The organism is Microbacterium sp. ARD31, assembly GCF_031844425.1.
This window is the reverse complement of record NZ_JAUZVE010000061.1, coordinates 1-18,949: the sequence shown is the minus strand read 5'-3', so window position 1 is coordinate 18,949 and position 18,949 is coordinate 1. Positions and strand designations below refer to the sequence as shown.

The 18,949-nt window shown below is 73.0% G+C and carries 18 protein-coding genes and 3 tRNA genes; 13 read left to right on the top strand and 8 right to left on the bottom strand.

What is annotated here, in order from left to right:
• The 9 genes from Q9S36_RS45995 to purM all read left to right on the top strand — a co-directional run bounded on the left by Q9S36_RS45995 (nucleotide 1) and on the right by purM (nucleotide 10,236).
• The gene (locus tag Q9S36_RS45995; protein WP_311291465.1) at nucleotides 1-348 is read left to right on the top strand and encodes a sterol carrier family protein; all 348 of its coding nucleotides are present in this window, start codon (nucleotides 1-3) and stop codon (nucleotides 346-348) included.
• On the top strand, nucleotides 345-1,247 hold the full coding sequence (locus Q9S36_RS45990) for a 2-hydroxyacid dehydrogenase (protein WP_311291464.1): 903 nt from the start codon (nucleotides 345-347) through the stop codon (nucleotides 1,245-1,247). The genes Q9S36_RS45995 and Q9S36_RS45990 overlap by 4 nt, the downstream gene beginning before the upstream one ends.
• A 60-nt stretch (nucleotides 1,248-1,307) precedes the next feature.
• Nucleotides 1,308-3,725, top strand: coding sequence for a phosphoketolase family protein (locus tag Q9S36_RS45985; RefSeq protein ID WP_311291463.1), 2,418 nt, complete (start codon nucleotides 1,308-1,310; stop codon nucleotides 3,723-3,725).
• A gap of 24 nt (nucleotides 3,726-3,749) precedes the next feature.
• Nucleotides 3,750-4,541 (top strand): GNAT family N-acetyltransferase, encoded by a 792-nt coding sequence (locus tag Q9S36_RS45980; RefSeq protein WP_311291462.1) that lies wholly within the window; start codon nucleotides 3,750-3,752, stop codon nucleotides 4,539-4,541.
• 65 nt (nucleotides 4,542-4,606) lie between these two features.
• A complete protein-coding gene (locus Q9S36_RS45975; protein WP_311291461.1) occupies nucleotides 4,607-5,956 on the top strand; it encodes a dipeptidase in 1,350 nt (449 codons plus the stop codon).
• A 50-nt stretch (nucleotides 5,957-6,006) separates the two neighbouring features.
• A complete protein-coding gene (locus Q9S36_RS45970) occupies nucleotides 6,007-6,474 on the top strand; it encodes an SRPBCC family protein (RefSeq protein ID WP_311291460.1) in 468 nt (155 codons plus the stop codon).
• Nucleotides 6,471-7,508 (top strand): NAD(P)H-binding protein, encoded by a 1,038-nt coding sequence (locus Q9S36_RS45965; protein WP_311291459.1) that lies wholly within the window; start codon nucleotides 6,471-6,473, stop codon nucleotides 7,506-7,508. The genes Q9S36_RS45970 and Q9S36_RS45965 overlap by 4 nt, the downstream gene beginning before the upstream one ends.
• Nucleotides 7,509-7,584: 76 nt before the next feature.
• On the top strand, nucleotides 7,585-9,105 hold the full coding sequence (gene purF / locus Q9S36_RS45960; RefSeq protein ID WP_311291487.1) for an amidophosphoribosyltransferase: 1,521 nt from the start codon (nucleotides 7,585-7,587) through the stop codon (nucleotides 9,103-9,105).
• A gap of 36 nt (nucleotides 9,106-9,141) precedes the next feature.
• Nucleotides 9,142-10,236, top strand: coding sequence for a phosphoribosylformylglycinamidine cyclo-ligase (purM, locus tag Q9S36_RS45955; protein ID WP_311291458.1), 1,095 nt, complete (start codon nucleotides 9,142-9,144; stop codon nucleotides 10,234-10,236).
• A 12-nt stretch (nucleotides 10,237-10,248) separates the two neighbouring features.
• Here the strand turns inward: purM and Q9S36_RS45950 are convergent, their stop codons facing one another.
• Complete coding sequence (locus Q9S36_RS45950) at nucleotides 10,249-11,307, bottom strand: alginate O-acetyltransferase AlgX-related protein (protein WP_311291457.1); 1,059 nt, start codon at nucleotides 11,305-11,307, stop codon at nucleotides 10,249-10,251.
• Nucleotides 11,308-11,496: 189 nt separating this feature from the next.
• Here Q9S36_RS45950 and Q9S36_RS45945 point away from each other — a divergent pair, with 189 nt between their 5' ends.
• The gene (locus Q9S36_RS45945) at nucleotides 11,497-11,685 is read left to right on the top strand and encodes a DUF3073 domain-containing protein (RefSeq protein ID WP_311291456.1); all 189 of its coding nucleotides are present in this window, start codon (nucleotides 11,497-11,499) and stop codon (nucleotides 11,683-11,685) included.
• Between the two features lie 228 nt (nucleotides 11,686-11,913).
• Here Q9S36_RS45945 and Q9S36_RS45940 read toward each other — a convergent pair whose 3' ends face one another.
• The 6 genes from Q9S36_RS45940 to Q9S36_RS45915 form a co-directional block, all read right to left on the bottom strand.
• Nucleotides 11,914-13,005, bottom strand: a complete 1,092-nt coding sequence (locus Q9S36_RS45940) for a Glu/Leu/Phe/Val dehydrogenase (RefSeq protein ID WP_311291455.1) — start codon at nucleotides 13,003-13,005, stop codon at nucleotides 11,914-11,916.
• Nucleotides 13,006-13,107: 102 nt separating this feature from the next.
• Nucleotides 13,108-14,415 carry a hypothetical protein gene (locus tag Q9S36_RS45935; protein ID WP_311291454.1) on the bottom strand — a complete coding sequence of 436 codons (1,308 nt, stop codon included), beginning with the start codon at nucleotides 14,413-14,415 and terminating at the stop codon, nucleotides 13,108-13,110.
• A gap of 78 nt (nucleotides 14,416-14,493) precedes the next feature.
• Nucleotides 14,494-14,570: transfer RNA gene (locus tag Q9S36_RS45930), tRNA-Phe, on the bottom strand.
• Nucleotides 14,571-14,621: 51 nt separating this feature from the next.
• Entirely contained in the window at nucleotides 14,622-15,956 is a 1,335-nt protein-coding gene (locus Q9S36_RS45925; RefSeq protein ID WP_311291453.1) for a HAMP domain-containing sensor histidine kinase, read from the bottom strand.
• Nucleotides 15,953-17,056, bottom strand: a complete 1,104-nt coding sequence (locus Q9S36_RS45920) for a cytochrome P450 (protein ID WP_311291452.1) — start codon at nucleotides 17,054-17,056, stop codon at nucleotides 15,953-15,955. The genes Q9S36_RS45925 and Q9S36_RS45920 overlap by 4 nt, the downstream gene beginning before the upstream one ends.
• Before the next feature lie 236 nt (nucleotides 17,057-17,292).
• On the bottom strand, nucleotides 17,293-17,685 hold the full coding sequence (locus Q9S36_RS45915) for a response regulator (RefSeq protein ID WP_311291451.1): 393 nt from the start codon (nucleotides 17,683-17,685) through the stop codon (nucleotides 17,293-17,295).
• A 155-nt stretch (nucleotides 17,686-17,840) separates the two neighbouring features.
• On the opposite strand from Q9S36_RS45915, the gene Q9S36_RS45910 reads away from it, so the two are divergent.
• The 3 genes from Q9S36_RS45910 (at nucleotide 17,841) to Q9S36_RS45900 (ending at nucleotide 18,518) form a co-directional block, all read left to right on the top strand.
• Nucleotides 17,841-17,913 (top strand) — tRNA-Glu (locus tag Q9S36_RS45910).
• 82 nt (nucleotides 17,914-17,995) lie between these two features.
• Nucleotides 17,996-18,072: transfer RNA gene (locus Q9S36_RS45905), tRNA-Asp, on the top strand.
• Between the two features lie 92 nt (nucleotides 18,073-18,164).
• Nucleotides 18,165-18,518: a metallopeptidase family protein gene (locus Q9S36_RS45900; RefSeq protein WP_311291450.1), complete on the top strand. Its 354-nt coding sequence runs from the start codon at nucleotides 18,165-18,167 to the stop codon at nucleotides 18,516-18,518.
• Here Q9S36_RS45900 and Q9S36_RS45895 read toward each other — a convergent pair.
• The gene (locus Q9S36_RS45895) at nucleotides 18,515-18,853 is read right to left on the bottom strand and encodes a CrcB family protein (RefSeq protein ID WP_311291448.1); all 339 of its coding nucleotides are present in this window, start codon (nucleotides 18,851-18,853) and stop codon (nucleotides 18,515-18,517) included. The two genes, Q9S36_RS45900 and Q9S36_RS45895, sit on opposite strands and share 4 nt — an antisense overlap.
• Between the last annotated feature and the right edge of the window lie 96 nt (nucleotides 18,854-18,949).

Genomic DNA, 18,949 nt, shown 5'->3' with positions numbered 1-18,949 from the left:
GTGCCCGCCCGACTCAAGGTCCTGACCTCCGACCAGCTGGCGACCGCCTCCGCCGCGGCCGACACCAAGGCGCTCGTCAAGCACTACCTGGCCGTCCTCGAGACGCGCGCCCCCGGCCGGTCGGTCGAGGTGCGCGTGCCGCCCTTCGCGGCCGTCCAGGCGATCCCCGGCGTGCGGCACACCCGCGGCACCCCGCCGGCGGTCGTCGAGACCGACGCCGAGACGTGGCTCGCCGTGGCCACCGGACGTACGACCTGGTCGGAGGCGGTGGCCTCGGGCAAGGTGGCCGCCAGCGGTGAGCGCACCGACCTCACGCCCTACCTCCCGCTCAGCGCGGAGCAGGCATGAGGGCCGCGCTCGCCACGCAGGAGCTCGCCGACGCGGTCGGCCCGGTCGACGGCGTCGAGGTCGTGGTGTGGAACGGCGACGGCCCGCCTCCCGGCGGCGAGGTGCCCTTCTGGGTGCCCCACTACGCGACGCGCGCCGACGTCATCGACCGCGGCCACCTGCTCCGGGGGCTGCGCGTGGTGCAGCTCCAGAGCGCGGGGTACGACGGCGTGGCCGGGCGGCTGCCCGACGGGGTGACGCTGTGCAACGCCACCGGCGTCCACGACGACGCGACCGCCGAGCACGCGGTGGGGCTGGTCCTCGCCAGCCTGCGCGGCATCCCGGAGGCCGTGCGGAGCCACGGCCACTGGACCTCCGACAAGATGCGGCGGTCCCTCGCGGACTCGCGCGTGCTGGTCCTCGGGTACGGCTCGATCGGGCGCGCCCTGGCGCAGCGGCTGCTGCCGATGAAGGCCTCGGTCACCGCGGTGGCCACGCGCGAGCGCGACGACGACCTCGTCGGCCGGGTGCGCGCGATCGACGACCTGCCCGGCCTGCTGCCCGAGCAGGACGTCGTGGTCGTCCTCGTCCCGCTCACCGACGCCACCCGCGGCCTGCTCGACGACGCGGCGATGTCGCTGCTGCCCGACGGCGCGCTGGTCGTCAACGTGGCGCGTGGACCGGTCGTCGACACCGACGCGGTCCTGGCCCACGCCGGCCGGCTCCGGTTCGCGCTCGACGTGACCGACCCCGAGCCGCTGCCCGACGGGCACCCGCTGTGGGAGGCCCCGGACGTGCTCGTCACGCCGCACATCGCCGGCGGCACGACGGCCATGCTGCCGCGGATCTCCGCGCTGGTGCGCGACCAGCTCCGCCGCGTGGTCGCCGGCGAGCAGCTGGTCAACGTGGTCAGCGGCTGAACCGTCCAGACCGGCGGGGGAGGGGATGCGCGATCACGTCCGGGTCCGGTACGAAGGAGCATGGCGACCCTCACCGACGACCAGGTCCAGGACCTCGATCTCTGGTTCCGCGCAGCCAACTACCTCGCAGTCGGGCAGATCTACCTGCTCGACAACCCGTTGCTCGAGCGCCCGCTCGAGCGCCACGACATCAAGCCCCGGCTGCTGGGCCACTGGGGCACCACCCCGGGCCTGAACCTCGTCTGGACGCACCTCAACCGGCTGATCCGCGAGCGCGACACCAACGCCATCATCCTGTGCGGACCGGGGCACGGCGGTCCCGCGGCGGTGGCCAACGCCTGGCTCGAGGGCACCTACTCCGAGGTCTTCCACGCCGTCTCCCACGACCGCGACGGCATGTCGCGGCTCTTCCGGCAGTTCTCCTTCCCGGGCGGCATCCCCAGCCACGTCGCCCCGGAGACGCCGGGGTCGATCCACGAGGGCGGCGAGCTCGGGTACGTCCTCTCCCACGCGTACGGCGCTGCGATGGACAACCCGGACCTGCTCGTGACGGCCGTCGTCGGCGACGGCGAGTTCGAGACCGGCCCGCTCGCCGCGAGCTGGCACGCGAACAAGTTCGTCGACCCGGTCCACGACGGCGCCGTGCTGCCGATCCTCAGCCTCAACGGCTGGAAGATCGCCAACCCGACGATCCCCGCGCGGATCCACCGCGACGAGCTCGAGAGCCTGCTGCGCGGCTACGGCCACCACGTGATCACCGTCGAGGGCGACGAGCCCGCCGACGTGCACCGGCAGATGGCCGCCGCGCTCGACGAGGCGCACGACATGATCGCCGAGATCTGGCGGGCCGCCCGCGAGGACGGCGACGTCGAGCGCCGGCCGTGGCCGATGATCCTGCTGGTCACCCCGAAGGGCTGGACCGGGCCGGCCGAGGTGGACGGCAAGCCCGTCGAGGGGACGTGGCGCGCCCACCAGGTGCCGCTCGCCGGCACCCGCGAGAACGACGACCACCGCGCGCAGCTCGAGGAGTGGCTGCGGTCCTACCGCCCCGAGGAGCTGTTCGGCGAGGACGGTCGGCCCGTCGAGGCGATCAGGGCGCTGTCGCCCGCCGGGACCCGTCGGATGAGCGCCAACCCGCACGCCAACGGCGGCCTGCTCAAGCAGCCGCTGCGGCTGCCGGACTGGCGCGGCTGCGCCGTCGAGGTCGAGCGGCCCGGCGCGTCCATCCACGAGCCGACCCGCGTGCTGGGGCAGTACCTCGTCGACGTGGTGCGCGACAACGACACCAACTTCAAGATCTTCGGCCCCGACGAGACCGCGTCCAACCGGCTCGACGCGGTCTACGAGGTCACCGACAAGGTGTGGGCCGCCGACCTCAGCGACGTCGACGAGCACCTCGGCAGGTCCGGCCGGGTCGTGGAGATCCTCTCCGAGCACACCTGCCAGGGCTGGCTGGAGGGCTACCTCCTCACCGGCAGGCACGGCCTGTTCAGCTGCTACGAGGCCTTCATCCACATCGTCGACTCGATGCTCAACCAGCACGCGAAGTGGCTCAAGACGACCCGCGGGATCGAGTGGCGACCGCGGATCGCCAGCCTGAACTACCTCCTCAGCTCGCACGTGTGGCGCCAGGACCACAACGGCTTCTCGCACCAGGACCCCGGCTTCATCGACCACGTCGTCAACAAGAAGGCCGAGGTCGTCCGCGTCTACCTGCCGCCGGACGCCAACACCCTGCTCTCCACGATGGCGCATTGCCTCGAGAGCGAGCACTACGTGAACGTCGTGGTGTCCGGCAAGCAGCCGAGCTTCGACTGGCTCGACGCCGAGCAGGCCGACCTGCACTGCGCGCGCGGACTCGGCATCTGGGACTGGGCGTCCAACGACGAGGGCGACCCCGACGTCGTCATCGCGGCAGCGGGCGACGTACCGACGCTGGAGGCGCTCGCCGCGACGTCGCTGCTGCGCGAGCACCTGCCGGAGCTGAAGGTGCGCTTCGTCAACGTCGTCGACCTGATGCGGCTGCAGGACGCGCGCGAGCACCCGCACGGCCTCGGCGACCGCGAGTTCGACACCGTCTTCACCACCGACAAGCCGGTGATCTTCGCCTACCACGGCTACCCGTGGCTGATCCACCGCCTGACCTACCGCCGCACGAACCACGACAACATCCACGTGCGCGGCTACAAGGAGGAGGGCACCACGACCACGCCCTTCGACATGGTGATGATGAACGACACCGACCGCTACCACCTCGTGATCGACGTCATCGACCGCGTGCCGGGCCTGGGCCAGCATGCCGCCGGGGTGCGCCAACTGATGACCGACACCCGTCGGCGCGCGCGGCAATGGACCCGCACCCACGGCGACGACCTGCCCGAGGTGCGGGACTGGCGGTGGGACCCCGACGCCGACCCGGAGCGGGGCGAGTCGCCGTCCACCACCGCCGACCCGGACACGTCCGCGGACAACATCTAGGCGCCGGGAGGCTAGCCTCCGCCCATGCACGTCACCTCCGTCGGCTTCCGGACCGACCTCGCCCTGCTGACCGCCTCCGGGAGCGTCGTCGAGGACCGGGGCACCCACCTGGTGGTCCGCACCCCGGCCAACCCGACGTACTTCTGGGGCAACTTCATCCTCCTCGCGCAGCCGCCCGTGCCCGGCGGGGAGAAGGAGGTGGTCGGTGCGTTCCACACCGAGTTCCCCCTCGCCGAGCACGTCAGCATCGGCATCGACACCGCCGACCTGTCCGCGGAGTCCCGCGCCGCCTTCGAGGCCGCCGGGCTGACGGTCGACGTCGCCGCAGTGCTCACCACCGAGGAGCTCGTCGTCCCGCGCGAGGCGGCGGCCGAGGTGCGCCCGCTGGTCTCCGAGGAGGACTGGGAGAGCCGCGCCCGGCTCAGCTGTCGGCTGGAGGACGCCACTGGAGGAGAGGCCCACCTCACCTTCGCCCGCGGCCGCAACGTCCAGGAGCAGTCGCTGGTGGAGGCCGGCCGTGGTGTGCGGTTCGGAGCCTTCGTGGACGGCGAGGTGGTCAGCACCGCGGCCGTCTTCCGCACCGAGGACGGAGTGGCCCGCTTCCAGAGCGTCGAGACCGACCCCGCGCACCGACGCCAGGGCCTGGCCGCCGCCGCCGTCCACGCCGCCGGCCGCCACGCCCTCGACGAGCTCGGCGTGCGCACGCTCGTGATCGTGGCCGACGACGACGGCGACGCCATCCGCATCTACCGCGGCCTGGGCTTCCGGGCGACCGAGCGCCAGGTGATGCTGGAGAAGCGGCCGAGCGGCGACTGAGCCCTGCTCGCCGAGCTCGAGAGCCTGCGCTGAGACCCGGCGCGACCCTTCCGTAGGGTGTCGCCATGACTGTCGACATCCCCGCTCGTCTCGCCGAGGTCATGCCCGGCATCCGCCGTGACCTGGAGGACCTCGTCCGCATCCAGTCGGTGTCCGCCGACCCGGCCCGGGCGAGCGAGGTGGAGCGCAGTGCGGAGGCCACGCGCGACCTGTTCGCCGCCGAGGGATTCACGTGCGAGATCGTCCGCGCGTACGACGGCGCGCCGCCGGCCGTGATCGCCGAGAAGGCCGGGCCCGAGGGTGCCCCGACGGTGCTGCTCTACGCCCACCACGACGTCCAGCCCGAGAACGACCACGCCGACTGGGACTCCCCGCCGTGGGAGCCGACCGAGCGCGGTGACCGCCTCTACGGCCGCGGTGCCGCCGACGACAAGGCGGGCATCGCCGCCCACCTCGGCGCGGTCCGGATCTTCGGCGACGACCTCGCGGTCAACCTCGTGATGTTCATCGAGGGCGAGGAGGAGGTCGGCTCCGACACCCTCGTCGAGCTGCTGAAGACCTACCAGGACCGCCTCGCGGCCGACGTCATCGTCATCGCCGACTCCGGCAACTGGGACATCGGCGAGCCCGCGCTCACCACGAGCCTGCGCGGTCTGGTCCGGATGGACGTCGAGGTCCGCACGCTCACCCACGCCGTGCACAGCGGCATGTGGGGCGGTCTGGTGCCCGACTCGATCATGACGCTGAGCCGGCTCATCGCCAGCCTCAACGACGACGCCGGTGACGTCGCCGTCGAAGGGCTGCACTCCGGCCCGGCCGCCGACGTGGAGTACCCCGAGGCCCGGCTGCGCGCGGAGTCCGGCGCCGCCGAGGGCATCGAGTGGATCGGCTCCGGCTCCGTGGTGGAGCGGCTCTGGACCAAGCCCTCGATCAGCATCACCGGCTTCGACGCCCCCAAGGTCGACGGGGCCTCCAACACCCTCGTGCCCGCCGCGCGCTGCCGCATCAGCATGCGCATCGCGCCCGGCGACACGACCGCCAACGCCGTGCAGTGCCTCCAGGCGCACCTGGAGAAGCACACGCCGTGGGGCGCGACGCTCACCACGACCGTCGTCGACACCGGCGAGGCCACCCAGATCGACGCCAGCGGACCGGCGTACGACGCCGCCCGCGCCGCCTTCGCCGAGGCGTGGGACGGCACCGCCCCCGTCGACATGGGCGTGGGCGGCTCGATCCCGTTCATCGCGGAGTTCCTCGAGGCGTTCCCGCAGGCCAGCGTGCTGGTGACCGGCGTCGAGGACCCCGACACCCGCGCCCACGGCGCCAACGAGGGGCTGCACCTCGCCGAGTTCGAGAAGGTCGTCAAGGCCGAGGCCTACCTGCTCCGCAACCTCGGCGAGCTGCCCCGCGGCTGACCGCTCGGGCGGGTGAGCCCGGCGCTCGGCCGCCTCGGTAGGTTGGCGCCATGGCGACCTTCCGGGCCCGTGACCGCTCCTCCGCCGTGCTCCGGAGCAGCCGCAGCGAGGTGTGGGCGGCGCTCACCGACGCGGAGCTGATCGCGCGGATCACGCCCTACGTCACCTCCATCGACGTCGACGGCGACCGCTGGACCTGGCGGATGGTCACGCTCCCGGTGCTCAGCCTGTCGGTCGCGCCGCAGTTCACCGAGGTGATGGAGCTGCACCCCGAGGAACGCATCGACTTCTCGCACGACCCCGCGCGCTCGGAGGAGACGACGGCCGTCGAGGGGTCCTACGTCCTCGCCGACCACGCCGGCGGCGGGACGGAGGTCTCGATCGACCTCGAGATCGCCACCCGGCTGCCGCTGCCCGGCCTCGCGCGGCCCGCGGTCGAGCGGGTGATGGCCGGCGTCGTGAAGCACATGGGCACCGTCTTCTCCCGCAACCTCCTCAAGCACCTGGGTGAAGCGTGAGGGTCCTCGTCCTCGGTGCCACCGGCTACGTCGGCTCCCGGCTGGTCCCACACCTGCTCGAGCACGGCCACGAGGTCGTCGCCGCGTCCTCCTCGGTGCCCGACCCGGACCGCTTCGGCTGGGACGACCGGGTGCAGGCGATCCGCTGCGACGTGACGGACCTCAACGCCGTGGCGCGGGCCGTCGAGGGCGCGGACGCGGTCGTCTACCTCGTCCACTCGCTCGACCGCACCGACTTCACCGACCGCGACCGGCTCGCTGCCGCGAACGTCGCGGAGGCGGTCGAGGCCGAGGGCGTACGACGCCTCGTCTACCTCTCCGGCCTGGTGCCCGCGGTCCCCGAGGCCGACCTCTCCGCCCACATCGCCTCGCGGCTGGAGGTCGAGCGGATCCTGCTCGCCTCCGCCACCAGCGCCGTCGCGCTCCGGGCCGGCGTGGTCATCGGGGCCGGGTCGACCTCGTTCGAGATCATCCGCCAGATCGCGACCCTCTTCCTCGTCCAGCCGGTGCCGACCTGGATGTACCACTCCGTCCAGCCGGTCGCCGTCTCCGACGTGCTGCGCGCCGTCCGCGAGCAGCTCGACGGGGACGACGAGGGCGCCGTCGACCTGGGCGGCCCCGATGTCGTCGCCTACCCCGACCTGATGGCCACCTGCGCGCGCGAGGCCGGGCTGTCCCGGCTCAGCCTGCCGACGCCGATCGCCCCGCCCGGCCTCGTCGGGCTCGCCACCGCGCTCGCCACCACCGCGCCGTTCCACACCGTGACTGCGCTGATCGAGTCGCTGCACCACGACATGGTCTGCCGCCCCGGCCGCACGTGGGTGCCGCGGCAGGGTGGTGAGCTGCTCGGCGTCGAGGAGGCGGTGCGCCGCGCGTCCACCCCGAGGTACGCCGGCCCCGAGGGCGCCCTGCCCTCCGACCCGTCGTGGACCCGACCGCTGCCCGCGCTGGACGTCGTACCCCTCCCGGCGGTGGGGAAGGCCGCGGCCCGGCTGGCCGCGCACCGCCTCCGCTCGCTCCTGCCCGACCCCTGAGGTACCGGGGTGCGGCGTCGGTGCGGCGATGCCGCCGAACGCCCGTAGACTGCAGGTCGTGCCCTACGAGACGAGCATGCGGAAGGGCGGCGACGGCCGCCTGACCACGGCCATCGACCCCCACGACCAGGGCCCGCAGGACGCGTGCGGCGTCTTCGGCGTCTGGGCCCCAGGCGAGGACGTCGCGAAGCTGACCTACTTCGGGCTCTACGCCCTGCAGCACCGCGGCCAGGAGTCGGCCGGCATCGCGGTCAGCAACGGCCGTCAGATCCTGGTCTACAAGGACATGGGCCTGGTCTCGCAGGTCTTCGACGAGTCGACCCTCGAGTCCCTCAAGGGCCACCTCGCGATCGGCCACTCCCGCTACTCCACGACCGGTGCCAGCACGTGGCACAACGCGCAGCCGACCTTCCGCCCCACGGCCGACGGCTCCATCGCGCTGGGCCACAACGGCAACCTGATCAACACCCACGAGCTCCGCGAGATGGTCCAGGCGCTGCCGGGCCCCGACGGCGAGCTCGACATCAAGGGTGTCGAGTCGGCGACCAACGACACCAGCCTGGTCACCGCCCTGCTCGCCCACCACCCCGACACCTCGCTCGAGCAGCGGGCGCTGGAGGTGCTGCCGCAGCTGCGCGGCGCCTACTGCTTCGTGTGGATGAACGAGAACACCCTCTACGCCGCCCGCGACCCGCAGGGCATCCGCCCGCTCGTCCTCGGCCGACTCGAGCGGGGCTGGGTCGTCGCGAGCGAGGACGCCGCGCTCGCCACGATCGGCGCGAGCGTGGTCCGCGAGGTCGAGCCCGGCGAGATGATCGTCATCGACGAGAACGGCCTGCGCTCCCACAAGTTCGCCGAGCCCGACCGCAAGGGCTGCGTCTTCGAGTACGTCTACCTCGCCCGCCCCGACGCCACCATCTCGGGCCGCAACGTCCACGAGGCGCGCGTCGAGATGGGACGCCAGCTGGCCCGCGAGTTCCCGGTCGAGGCCGACCTGGTCATGCCCGTCCCGGAGTCGGGCACCCCCGCCGCGTCCGGGTACGCCGCCGAGTCCGGCATCCCGTTCGGGCAGGGCTTCGTGAAGAACGCCTACGTCGGCCGCACGTTCATCCAGCCCAGCCAGACGCTGCGCCAGCTCGGCATCCGGCTCAAGCTCAACGCGCTCGAGCACATGATCCGCGGCAAGCGGGTCGTCGTGGTCGACGACTCGATCGTGCGCGGAAACACCCAGCGCGCCCAGGTGCGGATGCTGCGCGAGGCCGGCGCCCTGGAGGTCCACGTGCGGATCTCCAGCCCGCCGGTGAAGTGGCCCTGCTTCTACGGCATCGACTTCGCCACCCGCGCCGAGCTCATCGCCAACGGCCTCGACGTCGACGAGATCGCCGCCAGCGTCGGCGCCGACAGCCTGGGCTACATCTCGCTCGAGGGCATGATCGAGGCCACCGGCCAGCCCGCCGAGCGCCTGTGCCAGGCCTGCTTCACCGGCCAGTACCCGATCGAGCTCCCCGACGAGAGCCTGCTCGGCAAGCACCTGCTCGAGGCGACGCTCCAGTCGCCCACCATGGGCCGGGCGCTGCCGGTCCTCAACAACCCCTGATCCACACGCCGCCACCCGCTCGACCCGAGGAGCTCCGTGTCCGACCAGCAGCCCACCGCAGCCCAGGGGGCCCCCCAGGGGGCCTACGCCGCCGCCGGGGTCTCGATCGAGGCGGCCGACCGCGCGATCGACCTGATGAAGGGCTGGGTCGAGAAGGCCCGACGCCCCGAGATGATCGGCGGCCTGGGCGGGTTCGCCGGCCTGTTCGACGCCTCCGCCCTCACCCGCTACGAGCGCCCGCTGCTGGCGACCTCCACCGACGGCGTCGGCACCAAGGTCGCGATCGCCCAGCTGATGGACGTCCACGACACGATCGGTTTCGACCTCGTCGGCATGGTAGTCGACGACCTCGTCGTCTGCGGTGCGGAGCCGCTCTTCATGACCGACTACATCGCCTGCGGCCGGGTCGTCCCGGAGCGGATCGCGGCCATCGTCAAGGGCATAGCGGAGGCCTGCGTGGTCGCCGGCTGTGCGCTCATCGGCGGTGAGACCGCCGAGCACCCCGGCCTGCTCGACCCCGACGACTACGACGTCGCCGGCGCCACCACGGGCGTCGTCGAGGCCAGCAAGCTGCTCGGCCCCGGCCGGGTGCGCCCCGGCGACGTGGTCATCGCGATGGAGGCCAGCGGCCTGCACTCCAACGGCTACTCGCTGGTGCGCCACGTCCTGCTCGAGCAGGCCGGCTGGACCGTGGACCGCCAGGTCGACGACTTCGGCCGCACCCTGGGTGAGGAGCTGCTCGAGCCGACCCGGATCTACGCCAAGGCCTGCCTCGACCTCGCCGAGCGCACCGACACCCACGCCATGTCGCACGTGACCGGTGGCGGCCTCGCGGCCAACCTGGAGCGGGTGCTCCCGGAGGAGCTGTCGGTGCGCATCGACCGCTCGACGTGGACGCCGCAGCCGGTCTTCGACGTCGTACGACGGGTGGGTGGGGTGGCGCAGCCCGACCTCGAGGCGACGCTGAACTGCGGCGTGGGGATGGTCGCGCTGACCGCGCCGGAGTCGGTCGACGCCGCCATCGCCGTCCTCGCCGGCCACGGCGTCCGGGCCTGGGTGGCGGGCGAGGCGCGCGCCGACGCCGACCACGGCGGCCGGGTCCTGCTGGAGGGCCAGCACCCCGGCTGGTGACCTGCCGGCCGGTCAGTCCGCGAGCGCGGCCTCGACCTGGTCGACGAACTCCTGGGTGGCCACCGACGAGTGGGTCAGCGTGCGCTGGGCGACCTCGACGACGACGGTGTCCGCGGCCGCGACCTGCTGCGCCAGCACCTTCGTGTCGAGGTACTGGAACCACGCGAACGCGCCGCGCTCGACCAGTGGCAGGGTCAGGTCGAGGCCTGCGTAGGAGAACGAGTCGCCGATGACCAGCGTGCGCCCCGGCAGCATGCCGTCGCCGGGGACCGTGCGCCACTGGAGCGGCCCGAACGACTCCGTCGCCGGGTCGAACGGCGTTCGGCCGGGGATCGTCTCCATCGTGTTCCCGGTGCTGAAGGTCGTCGACGGCGCGGACTCGACGTCGTCGCGACCCGCCATCACGTAGAGGTCGCCGGTCCGCTCGACAGTGCCCTCGGTGACCTCCACGCGGTCGGCGACCTCGGGGGCGAGCCGGTCGAGGGCCGCGAGCAGCCACAGGCTCGCGCCGTACGACGTCCAGTGCGAGTCGCCGCGCCAGTAGACCTGCTCACCGTCGGCGTCCGCCGCGCGCAGCAGGGCGAGCGTGTCGACGTAGTGCGGCTCGTCGACGGCGCCGAGCAGGTGCTCCTGCCAGCGCTGGTTCTCGCGGAAGCAGGCGTCCTGCGGCACCGTCTCGGGCAGCCGGTCGACGAGGGTCGTCGACTTGTCCGGCGCGACCGTCCACACCACCTCGCGACCCGAGGCGGCGACCACGGTGGCGAGGTCGCCGAGCGCGGTGAGGTAGTCGTCGAAGTGCTCGCCGCTGCCGCAGGAGAGGTCGAAGTCGGTGCCGATGAAGAGGTAGCCGTCGCGGCCCTCGACCGTCTGCGGCGCCGTGCCCTCGAGGTCGTGCAGCCGCGGCGACGGCACGCTCGACGGTGTGCCGTCCGGAGCGGCGCCGGACGCGCCGTCCGGGCCGTTCGCGTCGGAGGAGCAGGCCGCGAGGCCGAGCGCGAGGGACACCGCGAGGGACGCCGCGACGGACACGGGAACGGTGGCGCGGGGGAGGGGCCCGAGGCGGCGGAGCACGGGGGCAGTGTGCCCCAGGGACGCCCGACTTCGGTATTTCGCTCCAGGCGGACACGAAATGCCGCGGCTCGGTGTGCGGGAACACCCACCGCTCAGGTAGCGTTGTCCCCACGATATGTAACCGATCAGACCGGGCGCGTCGAGGTGCTCCTCGGCAGCCCCGGCCAAGTGTGCGAGGGGGTCGACCCTATGGGGCGCGGCCGAGCTAAGGCGAAGCAGACGAAGGTCGCACGCGACCTGAAGTACCGGACCCACGAGACGGACTTCGGCGCGTTGGCGAAGGAGCTCCACGGCGAGGACCATCACGCCTCGCGTGAGGTGGAGCCCGACGAGGACGAGTGGGCGGACTACGCCGACCCCCGTCGTCGCGCCGACTGACTGATCGCACCTGATCACCCGCCCGGCCCCCGGGCGGTGCGGCGTACGAGCGCGCCCTCAGCGACCGGGCACTTCCTCGCGCTGGAACGCAGCGACCGGGCACTTCCTCGCGCTGGAACGCAGCGACCGGGCAGGTCCTCGCGCTGGAACGCAGCGACCGGGCACTTCGTCGCGCTGGAGCGCGAGGAAGGGCCCGGTCGGCGTGGCTGAGCGCGAGGAAGTGCCCGGTCAGCCGAGGTAGAGGCCGCGCAGGCGGCCGACCTCGCGCATCCGGCGCTCGGCCAGGCGGTCGGCGGCGGCCGCGGTGGTGACCCCGTCGGCCTCGGCCAGCTCGAAGACCTTGCGGGTGGTGTCGAAGATGCCCGTCGCGCGCTGCTTGGCGCGCTCGAAGGAGAAGCCCTCGAGCTCGTCGGCGACCTGGATCACGCCGCCGGAGTTCACGCAGTAGTCGGGGGCGTAGAGGATGCCGCGCTCCTCGACCTGCTTCTCGATGCCCGGGTGGGCGAGCTGGTTGTTGGCGGCGCCGCAGATGATCTTCGCGGTGAGGACCTCGAGGACCTCGTCGCTGATCGCGCCACCCATGGCGCACGGGGCGTAGACGTCGATCTCGCCGGCGACGAGCTCGTCGGTGGAGGCGACGGCCTGCACCTGCGGGAACTCCGCGCGGATCGTCTCGACCGATGGGGCGTGCACGTCGGTGACAACGACCGTGGCCCCGTCCTCGAACAGGTGGCGGACCAGGTGGCGGCCGACCTTGCCGACGCCGGCGATGCCGACGGTCCGGCCGGCGAGCGTCGGCTCGCCCCAGACCTGCTCGGCCGCGGCACGCATGCCCTGGAAGGTGCCGAACGCCGTCAGCACGGAGCTGTCGCCCGCGCCGCCGTGGGCGACGGTGCGGCCGGTGACGAAGTCGCACTCGCGCGCGATGTGGTCCATGTCCTCGGAGAACGTGCCCACGTCGCACGCGGTGAAGTAGCGGCCGTTCAGCGACTGCACGAAGCGTCCGTAGGCCCGCAGCAGCGCCTCGGACTTCAGCTCCGCCGGGTCGCCGATGATGACGGCCTTGCCGCCGCCGAGGTCGAGGCCGGCCAGCGCGTTCTTGTAGGACATGCCGCGCGAGAGGTTCAGGACGTCGACGATCGCGTCGTCGGTGCTGGCGTAGGGGTAGAACCGCGTCCCGCCCAGGGCCGGGCCCAGTGCCGTGGAGTGGATGGCGATGATGGCCTTGAGGCCCGTCGCCTGGTCATTGCAGAGGACGACCTGCTCGTGCTCGCTGCCGAGCTCGAAGACGTCTACTCCGGAACTGCGTGCTCCTGACATTCCTGGATCCTTTTCTGGTGGGTGCGGCCGCGGGGTGTGCGGGCCTGGTCAGCGCGGTCGAGGGGTGGTGACCGCCGTCACCCTCAGGGTAGACCCGGCGGGTCACGTGGACCGCATCACCACCAGGTCGCCGTGGGTCCCGTAGCCGAGCAGCTTCCCGCCGGCCGGACGACCGTTGAAGGTGGCCATCAGCCACCTCTCGTCGAGGGGTGCGAGGGACGGCCACGGGAGGTTGGTGGGGTACGGCGCGTCCAGCGCGCCGCGGTCGGCCATGGCCAGGTCGAAGGCCGGGAAGCGCGCGCGGGTGCCGCGTGGCCCGTCGCGCCCGTCGCTGGCCAGCACGACCACCTCACCGTCCACCTCCAGCAGCGTGGTCCCCTCGGTGGCGGTGCGGTCCGTGGCCGCGCCCAGCAGGCGCAGGTCGTCGAGCGCCGGACCGCCCGCGACGGCCGGGTGGAAGTCGAAGAACCTGCGGGCGCTGACGAAGCCGACCAGCCACCGCCCGTCGCGGCGCACCAGGTGCGGGTCCCAGGTGGCGATCGAGGCGAGCCCCTCGGTGGGCAGCGGCAGCTCGCGGGTGTCGAGGACGTGGCGTCCCTGCAGGAGGTCGGCGCCCGACTCGGCGAGCGTCACCCGCAACCCCGACGGCGTACGACGCCCCGTGCGCGTCCGCGGCCGCTCGAAGTCGCCCCACGTGCTGGTCGCCACGAGCCACCGTCCGCCGGTGCGGACCAGGTGGGTGGCGTGGTCGCCGAACACCCCCGGCCGGTCGGGCCGGCGGAAGAAGAGGTCGGCGGTGTGGGTGATCTCCACGGTCGCGGGGTCGAGGCGCCACACGCTGGTGTGCGCGGTGTCGAAGAACCCCGGGCCGGCGGACGTGGCGGTCAGCCAGAGGCCGCCGTCGCGCAGCGGCGTACCGTCCTCGTCGGTCACGAAGCGGACGTCGCGCAGGCCGAGCTGGCCGAAGCCGCCTGCGGTGCCGCCGCCGGCGGGGAACCCCACCCGGAGGCCCGACAGCGCCTCCTCGTCGCGGGTGTCGAGGGTGTCGCGGAGGTCGTGCCGGGCGCGGGCGACCCATCGGCCGGCCTCACGGGTCCACGCGGTGAGGTGCGTCCCGGTGAGGCTCAGGCCCAGGCGGGTCGGCGACGTGGCCCGGTGGAAGCGCCGGCTGCGCAGGGACGGGGCGCTGGGCACGGCGAGCGACACCGAGCCGTCGTCGATCGAGGCGGCGAGCCGGTGCGGCCCGAGGTGCAGCTCGAGCGGGCCCTCGAGCCCGGCCGTCGCGGCGACGTAGGGCGCCGGGCTCGGCAGGGGGACGGTGCCGCCCGTGGCGGCCTCGACCTGCACGGCGCCGGGGGCGACGAGGTCGACCGGGCGCAGGCGTCGCACGATCTCGAGGCGGGGCAGCACCCGGCCATCATGTCCGCACCGAGGTGGAGAACACCGCAGGGCCCCGATCGGGACGCGATCGGGGCCCTGCGGCGTGTGTGGTGGCCAGGGGCGGGGTCGAACCGCCGACCTACCGATTTTCAGTCGGTCGCTCGTACCAACTGAGCTACCTGGCCAACGCGGAGGAGACTACCGCAGGCTCCCCACCGAGGTGGAATCGACCTGTCTCAGGAGCCGTACGGCGGCTTCACCGGCAGCTCGAGCCAGAACGACGAGCCGACGCCGACCGTCGACGTGCCCTGCACCGCGCCGCCGTCGCGCTCGGCGATCGTGCGGGAGATCGACAGGCCGAGCCCGCTGCCCTTGGTCGTGCGGTCGGCGAAGCGCACGAAGGGCTCGAAGACCCGGTCGAGCTGGTCGGGGCCGAGCCCGGGCCCGTCGTCGCGGACGACGATCCGTACCATCTCCTGCCCGCTCTCGCCGAGGAGGGAGACCGCCGAGAGGTGGACCGTCCCGCCGGCGGGCCGGTGGTAGGCGATGGCGTTGCCGACGAGGTTGGTCAGCACCTGGCGTACGGCGGAGGGGTGGGCCCAGGCCGTGAGCGTGGGGTCGAGGTCGACCTCCATCGTCACCCCGGCGTTGCGTGCGGGCGCGCGGTGCCAGTGGACGACGTCGGCGACGGCGTCGGCGACCAGGACGTCCTGGCGCTGGTCGTCGTCGGAGAAGGTGCGCCCGGCCCCCAGCAGGCTGTCGACGACCGAGACCAGCTGCTCGCAGGCCCGCAGGATCACTGGGCCGTCCTTCAGCAGGCCCGCGGAGACCGGGTCCTGCGGGTTGCTGCTCGCGTCGTCCATGAGGACCTCGGTGTAGCCCATGATCGCGGCGAGGGGGGTGCGCAGCTCGTGGCCCACCGCACCGAAGAAGTGCTGGTAGGCGAGCTGGGCCTCGTTGCCGGCCTCGATCGCCTCCGCGAGGGCGCGCCGGGAGTGCTCGAGCTGGAGGCGGGACGAGATCGCCGCGTTGAGCAGGTGCAGGTCGTCGATGAGCTGCGTGGGCCACGCGCCGACGCCGGCGCTGCCGACGGACAGGCTGCCGAACATGGTGCCCGCGGACGAGTAGATGGTCGCGATCAGGCTGCGGACGCCGATCCGGGCGAGCTCGCTGCGGTCCTGCTCGGCCTCCGGAGGCAGCAGGTCGGTGTCGATGCAGGCGACCAGGTCGTCGCGGCGTGCGAACTGCGAGAGCCACGGCATGCTCAGCGCTGCCTCGGGCCCGGCGCCGGGATCGGGGAGGATCGAGGTCGCCGACCCCGGGCGCACCCATTCCCGGACCCATGCGCGACCGCCCAGCATCACCCAGGCCTCCGGCGTCTCGGGGGTGAAGCCGACGAGCGATGTCGCGACGGCGTCGACGCGCGGATAGGTCAGCAGGTGGGTGCCGGCGAGCTCGATGGCCTCGTCGAGCGGGATCTCGGTGGCGAGGATCGCGGTGGTCAAGATGGCGACGGCGGGCGAGACCTCGCCCTGCGCGGTGGTGTCCTGGAGGGACGGATGATCGCTCACCGTGACCCACCTCCTCCCACCGCTGTCGTGAACCTGCACGGTAGCGGTGCGAGCCCCCGGCTCTGGTCGATTTTCACCTCCCGGGCCAACCGCACCCGGTGTGTGGTCGCCCACCCGGCGAGGTGGACGAGGACCGCCATGCCGAGGTTGCGCCCGGGGCAGGCGTGCGGTCCCGCGCCGAAGGGCAGCCAGGCGCCGGGACGACGCGTCTCGTCCTGCCAGCGGTCGGGGTCGAAGCCGGCCAGCCCGTCGGGATCGCCGGGGACCAGCTCGGCCAGCCGGCCCAGCAGCAGCGGGCTGACCAGCACGACCGAACCGGCTGCGAGCCGCGCACCGCCCAGCTCGACGTCCGTGGTGGTCAGCCGGGCGGTGATCCAGGTCGGCGGGGTCAGCCGGAGCGTCTCCCAGGCCGCGTGCGCGGGCTCGACGTCGTACGACGGGTGGCTGCCGAGCCAGGCCAGGAGCCAGGAGCCGGCCGCGATGGGGACCTGGATGCCCGCGGCGAGCATCGTCGCTGCCTGCTGCGGCGTGCCCGGCAGGCCGTCGACCTGCGCGAGGGCGTCCTCGAGGTCGTGGCGCGCCTCGCGCTCGTCACGACGCACGCGACTCCACCGGCGGGGGGCGCGCGCCGCGGAGATCACCGGGGCCAGCGCGTCGATCCACGCGAGCACGCCGTCGGCCACCGTGTCGCGCTGCTGCTCGCTCGCGTGGTCGAGGAGGGCGTCGCAGGTCGAGCGGGCCACCGGGCGGCGCAGCAGCCGCATGGCGTCGTACGGCTCGCCGGGCGCGTCGCGGTCGTGCGCGGCGACCGACTCGGGCCACAGCCGCGCGAAGGTGGCGACGCCGCGCGCCACCTGGTCGGGCGTCAGCGGCTCGAAGAGGAGGTGGCCCGAACGGGTCTCGCCGCGGCTGGCGGACAGGTCGCCGCTGCGGCTGACGTCCGCCGGGAAGTCGAAGTGGGCGACGTCGGTGAGGACCTGCCTGGCCTGGGCGGGCGTCGTGGCCAGCCACGGTCCGCGGTCGCCGAGGGCGACCACGCCGGCGCGGGGCGCCGAGAGGACAGCGCCGAGCCGGCCACCGGCCGACTCGGCGCTGTCCACGTGCATCACTGGTGGTGCATCACTTCACGGGTCCCAGGAGCCGTTCAGCGGCGGCCGGGGGCCGGGCGCCACATGTACATGGACTGCATCTGGTTGGCGGCGCGCTTGGACTCGATGTGGGTGCGGATGCGCTTCATCATGGTGTCTCTCCAGGGTTGGGGTTGGTGCACGTCAGGCAGACGCGCGGGCTGTGACACAGGTGGAGGGCCGGACCCGGTGGGTCGTTCAGGGACGGGTCAGGACTCCACGTCGCGCAGTGTCTCCTCAATCAGATCAGTCAATTGCTGGATACGCAGCGGCTTCTGCATCACAGTTTCGACTCCGAGCTCCTGGAGGACCGCTCGGTGCTCGCCTGCCCAGGCGCTGATCACGACCACTTTCATGGTCGGGGCGACGTCGGCGTGCTCGCGCATCCAGCGCACCACGTCGACGCCGTTCATGCGCGGCATCGTCAGGTCGAGAAGCATCACGTCGAAGGACTCGCGTTGGAGGACGTCGACCGCGTCCTGGCCGTCGACGGCCGTCGAGGCGGCGTGGCCGGCCCGTTCGACGAGCCGGCAGAAGACGTCGCGGATGTCCTCGTTGTCGTCGACGACGAGGAAACGCAACTGCCGAGACGCGGTGCCCACGGGGCAAGGCTAGTGAACTCGGGCCATCGGCGAAGCCCCATCTGGACAAGTGACCAAATTTTCCCGCGGGGAGGGACCGGTCTGGGTTGGGAGGGGGGCGCGCGCTGCCCCTATGCTGTACGACGCTCGACCCGGGTCCGTCCCGAGCCGGGCTGGCCCCCATCGTCTAGCGGCCCAGGACCCCGCCCTTTCACGGCGGTAGCGCCGGTTCGAATCCGGTTGGGGGTGCGACCCGGTCGTCAGGTCGCCGCCGATTTGGTGGACCCCGACGCGCATGGGTTACAGTTCCACCCGCTTCGCAAGAAGCACTGGCCCCGTAGCGCAGTTGGTTAGCGCGCCGCCCTGTCACGGCGGAGGCCGCGGGTTCGAGTCCCGTCGGGGTCGCCAACGCATGCAGGAACCAGGGAGAGCCGTCCGGCTCTCCCTGTTCTGCATCCCGGCCCCGGTCGCTCCTTCCGTCGCCTCCCTAGGCTGGCCGCATGCCGATCGACCTCGACCCGGACGCCTTCGACGAGATGGTGGGCCGGGCGCTCGACGACCTCCCCGACGAGCTCGCCCGCCTCGTGGACAACGTCGTGGTGCTGGTCGAGCCCGAGGCGCCGGCCGACGACCCGGACCTGCTCGGCCTCTACGAGGGGCTCGCGCTGACCGAGCGGCCCGCCAACCACGCGGGGGAGCTGCCCGACCGCATCCTGCTCTTCCGCGGTCCTCTCCTCGACATGGCCGACACGGTCGAGCAGCTCGAGGAGGAGGTGCGGATCACCGTCGTGCACGAGGTCGCCCACCACTTCGGGCTCGACGACGCCCGCCTCCACCAGCTCGGGTGGGGCTAACCCGCCAGAGACGTGCCGAGCGCCCAGCCCAGCGCGCACCCGCCGACGGCGAGCACGGTCGTCGCGACGACGTACGCCGTCGCCGCGCGGCGGGGCCGGTCGACGGCCTGGACGGCGAAGGAGGAGAACGTCGTGAAGGCGCCGCAGAAGCCGGTGCCGAGGAGCGCCCAGCCCCGGTCGTCGAGGGCGAGGGCGGCGAACAGGCCGAGCAGCCCCGAGCCCAGCGTGTTGGCCAGCAGCGTCCCGGTCGGCCACCGCTCGTCGAGCAGGTGGGCGAGGGCGTAGCGCAGGGGCGCACCGACGGCGGCGCCCAGCGCGACGAGGAGCGCGGTCACGGGCGGCTCACCCCATCGCCTCCTCGGGCTCCGGGCGGAGGGAGAGGCGGCGTCCGAGGGCTGCCGCGCCGAGCCCGGCGGCGAGGGTGAGGGCGA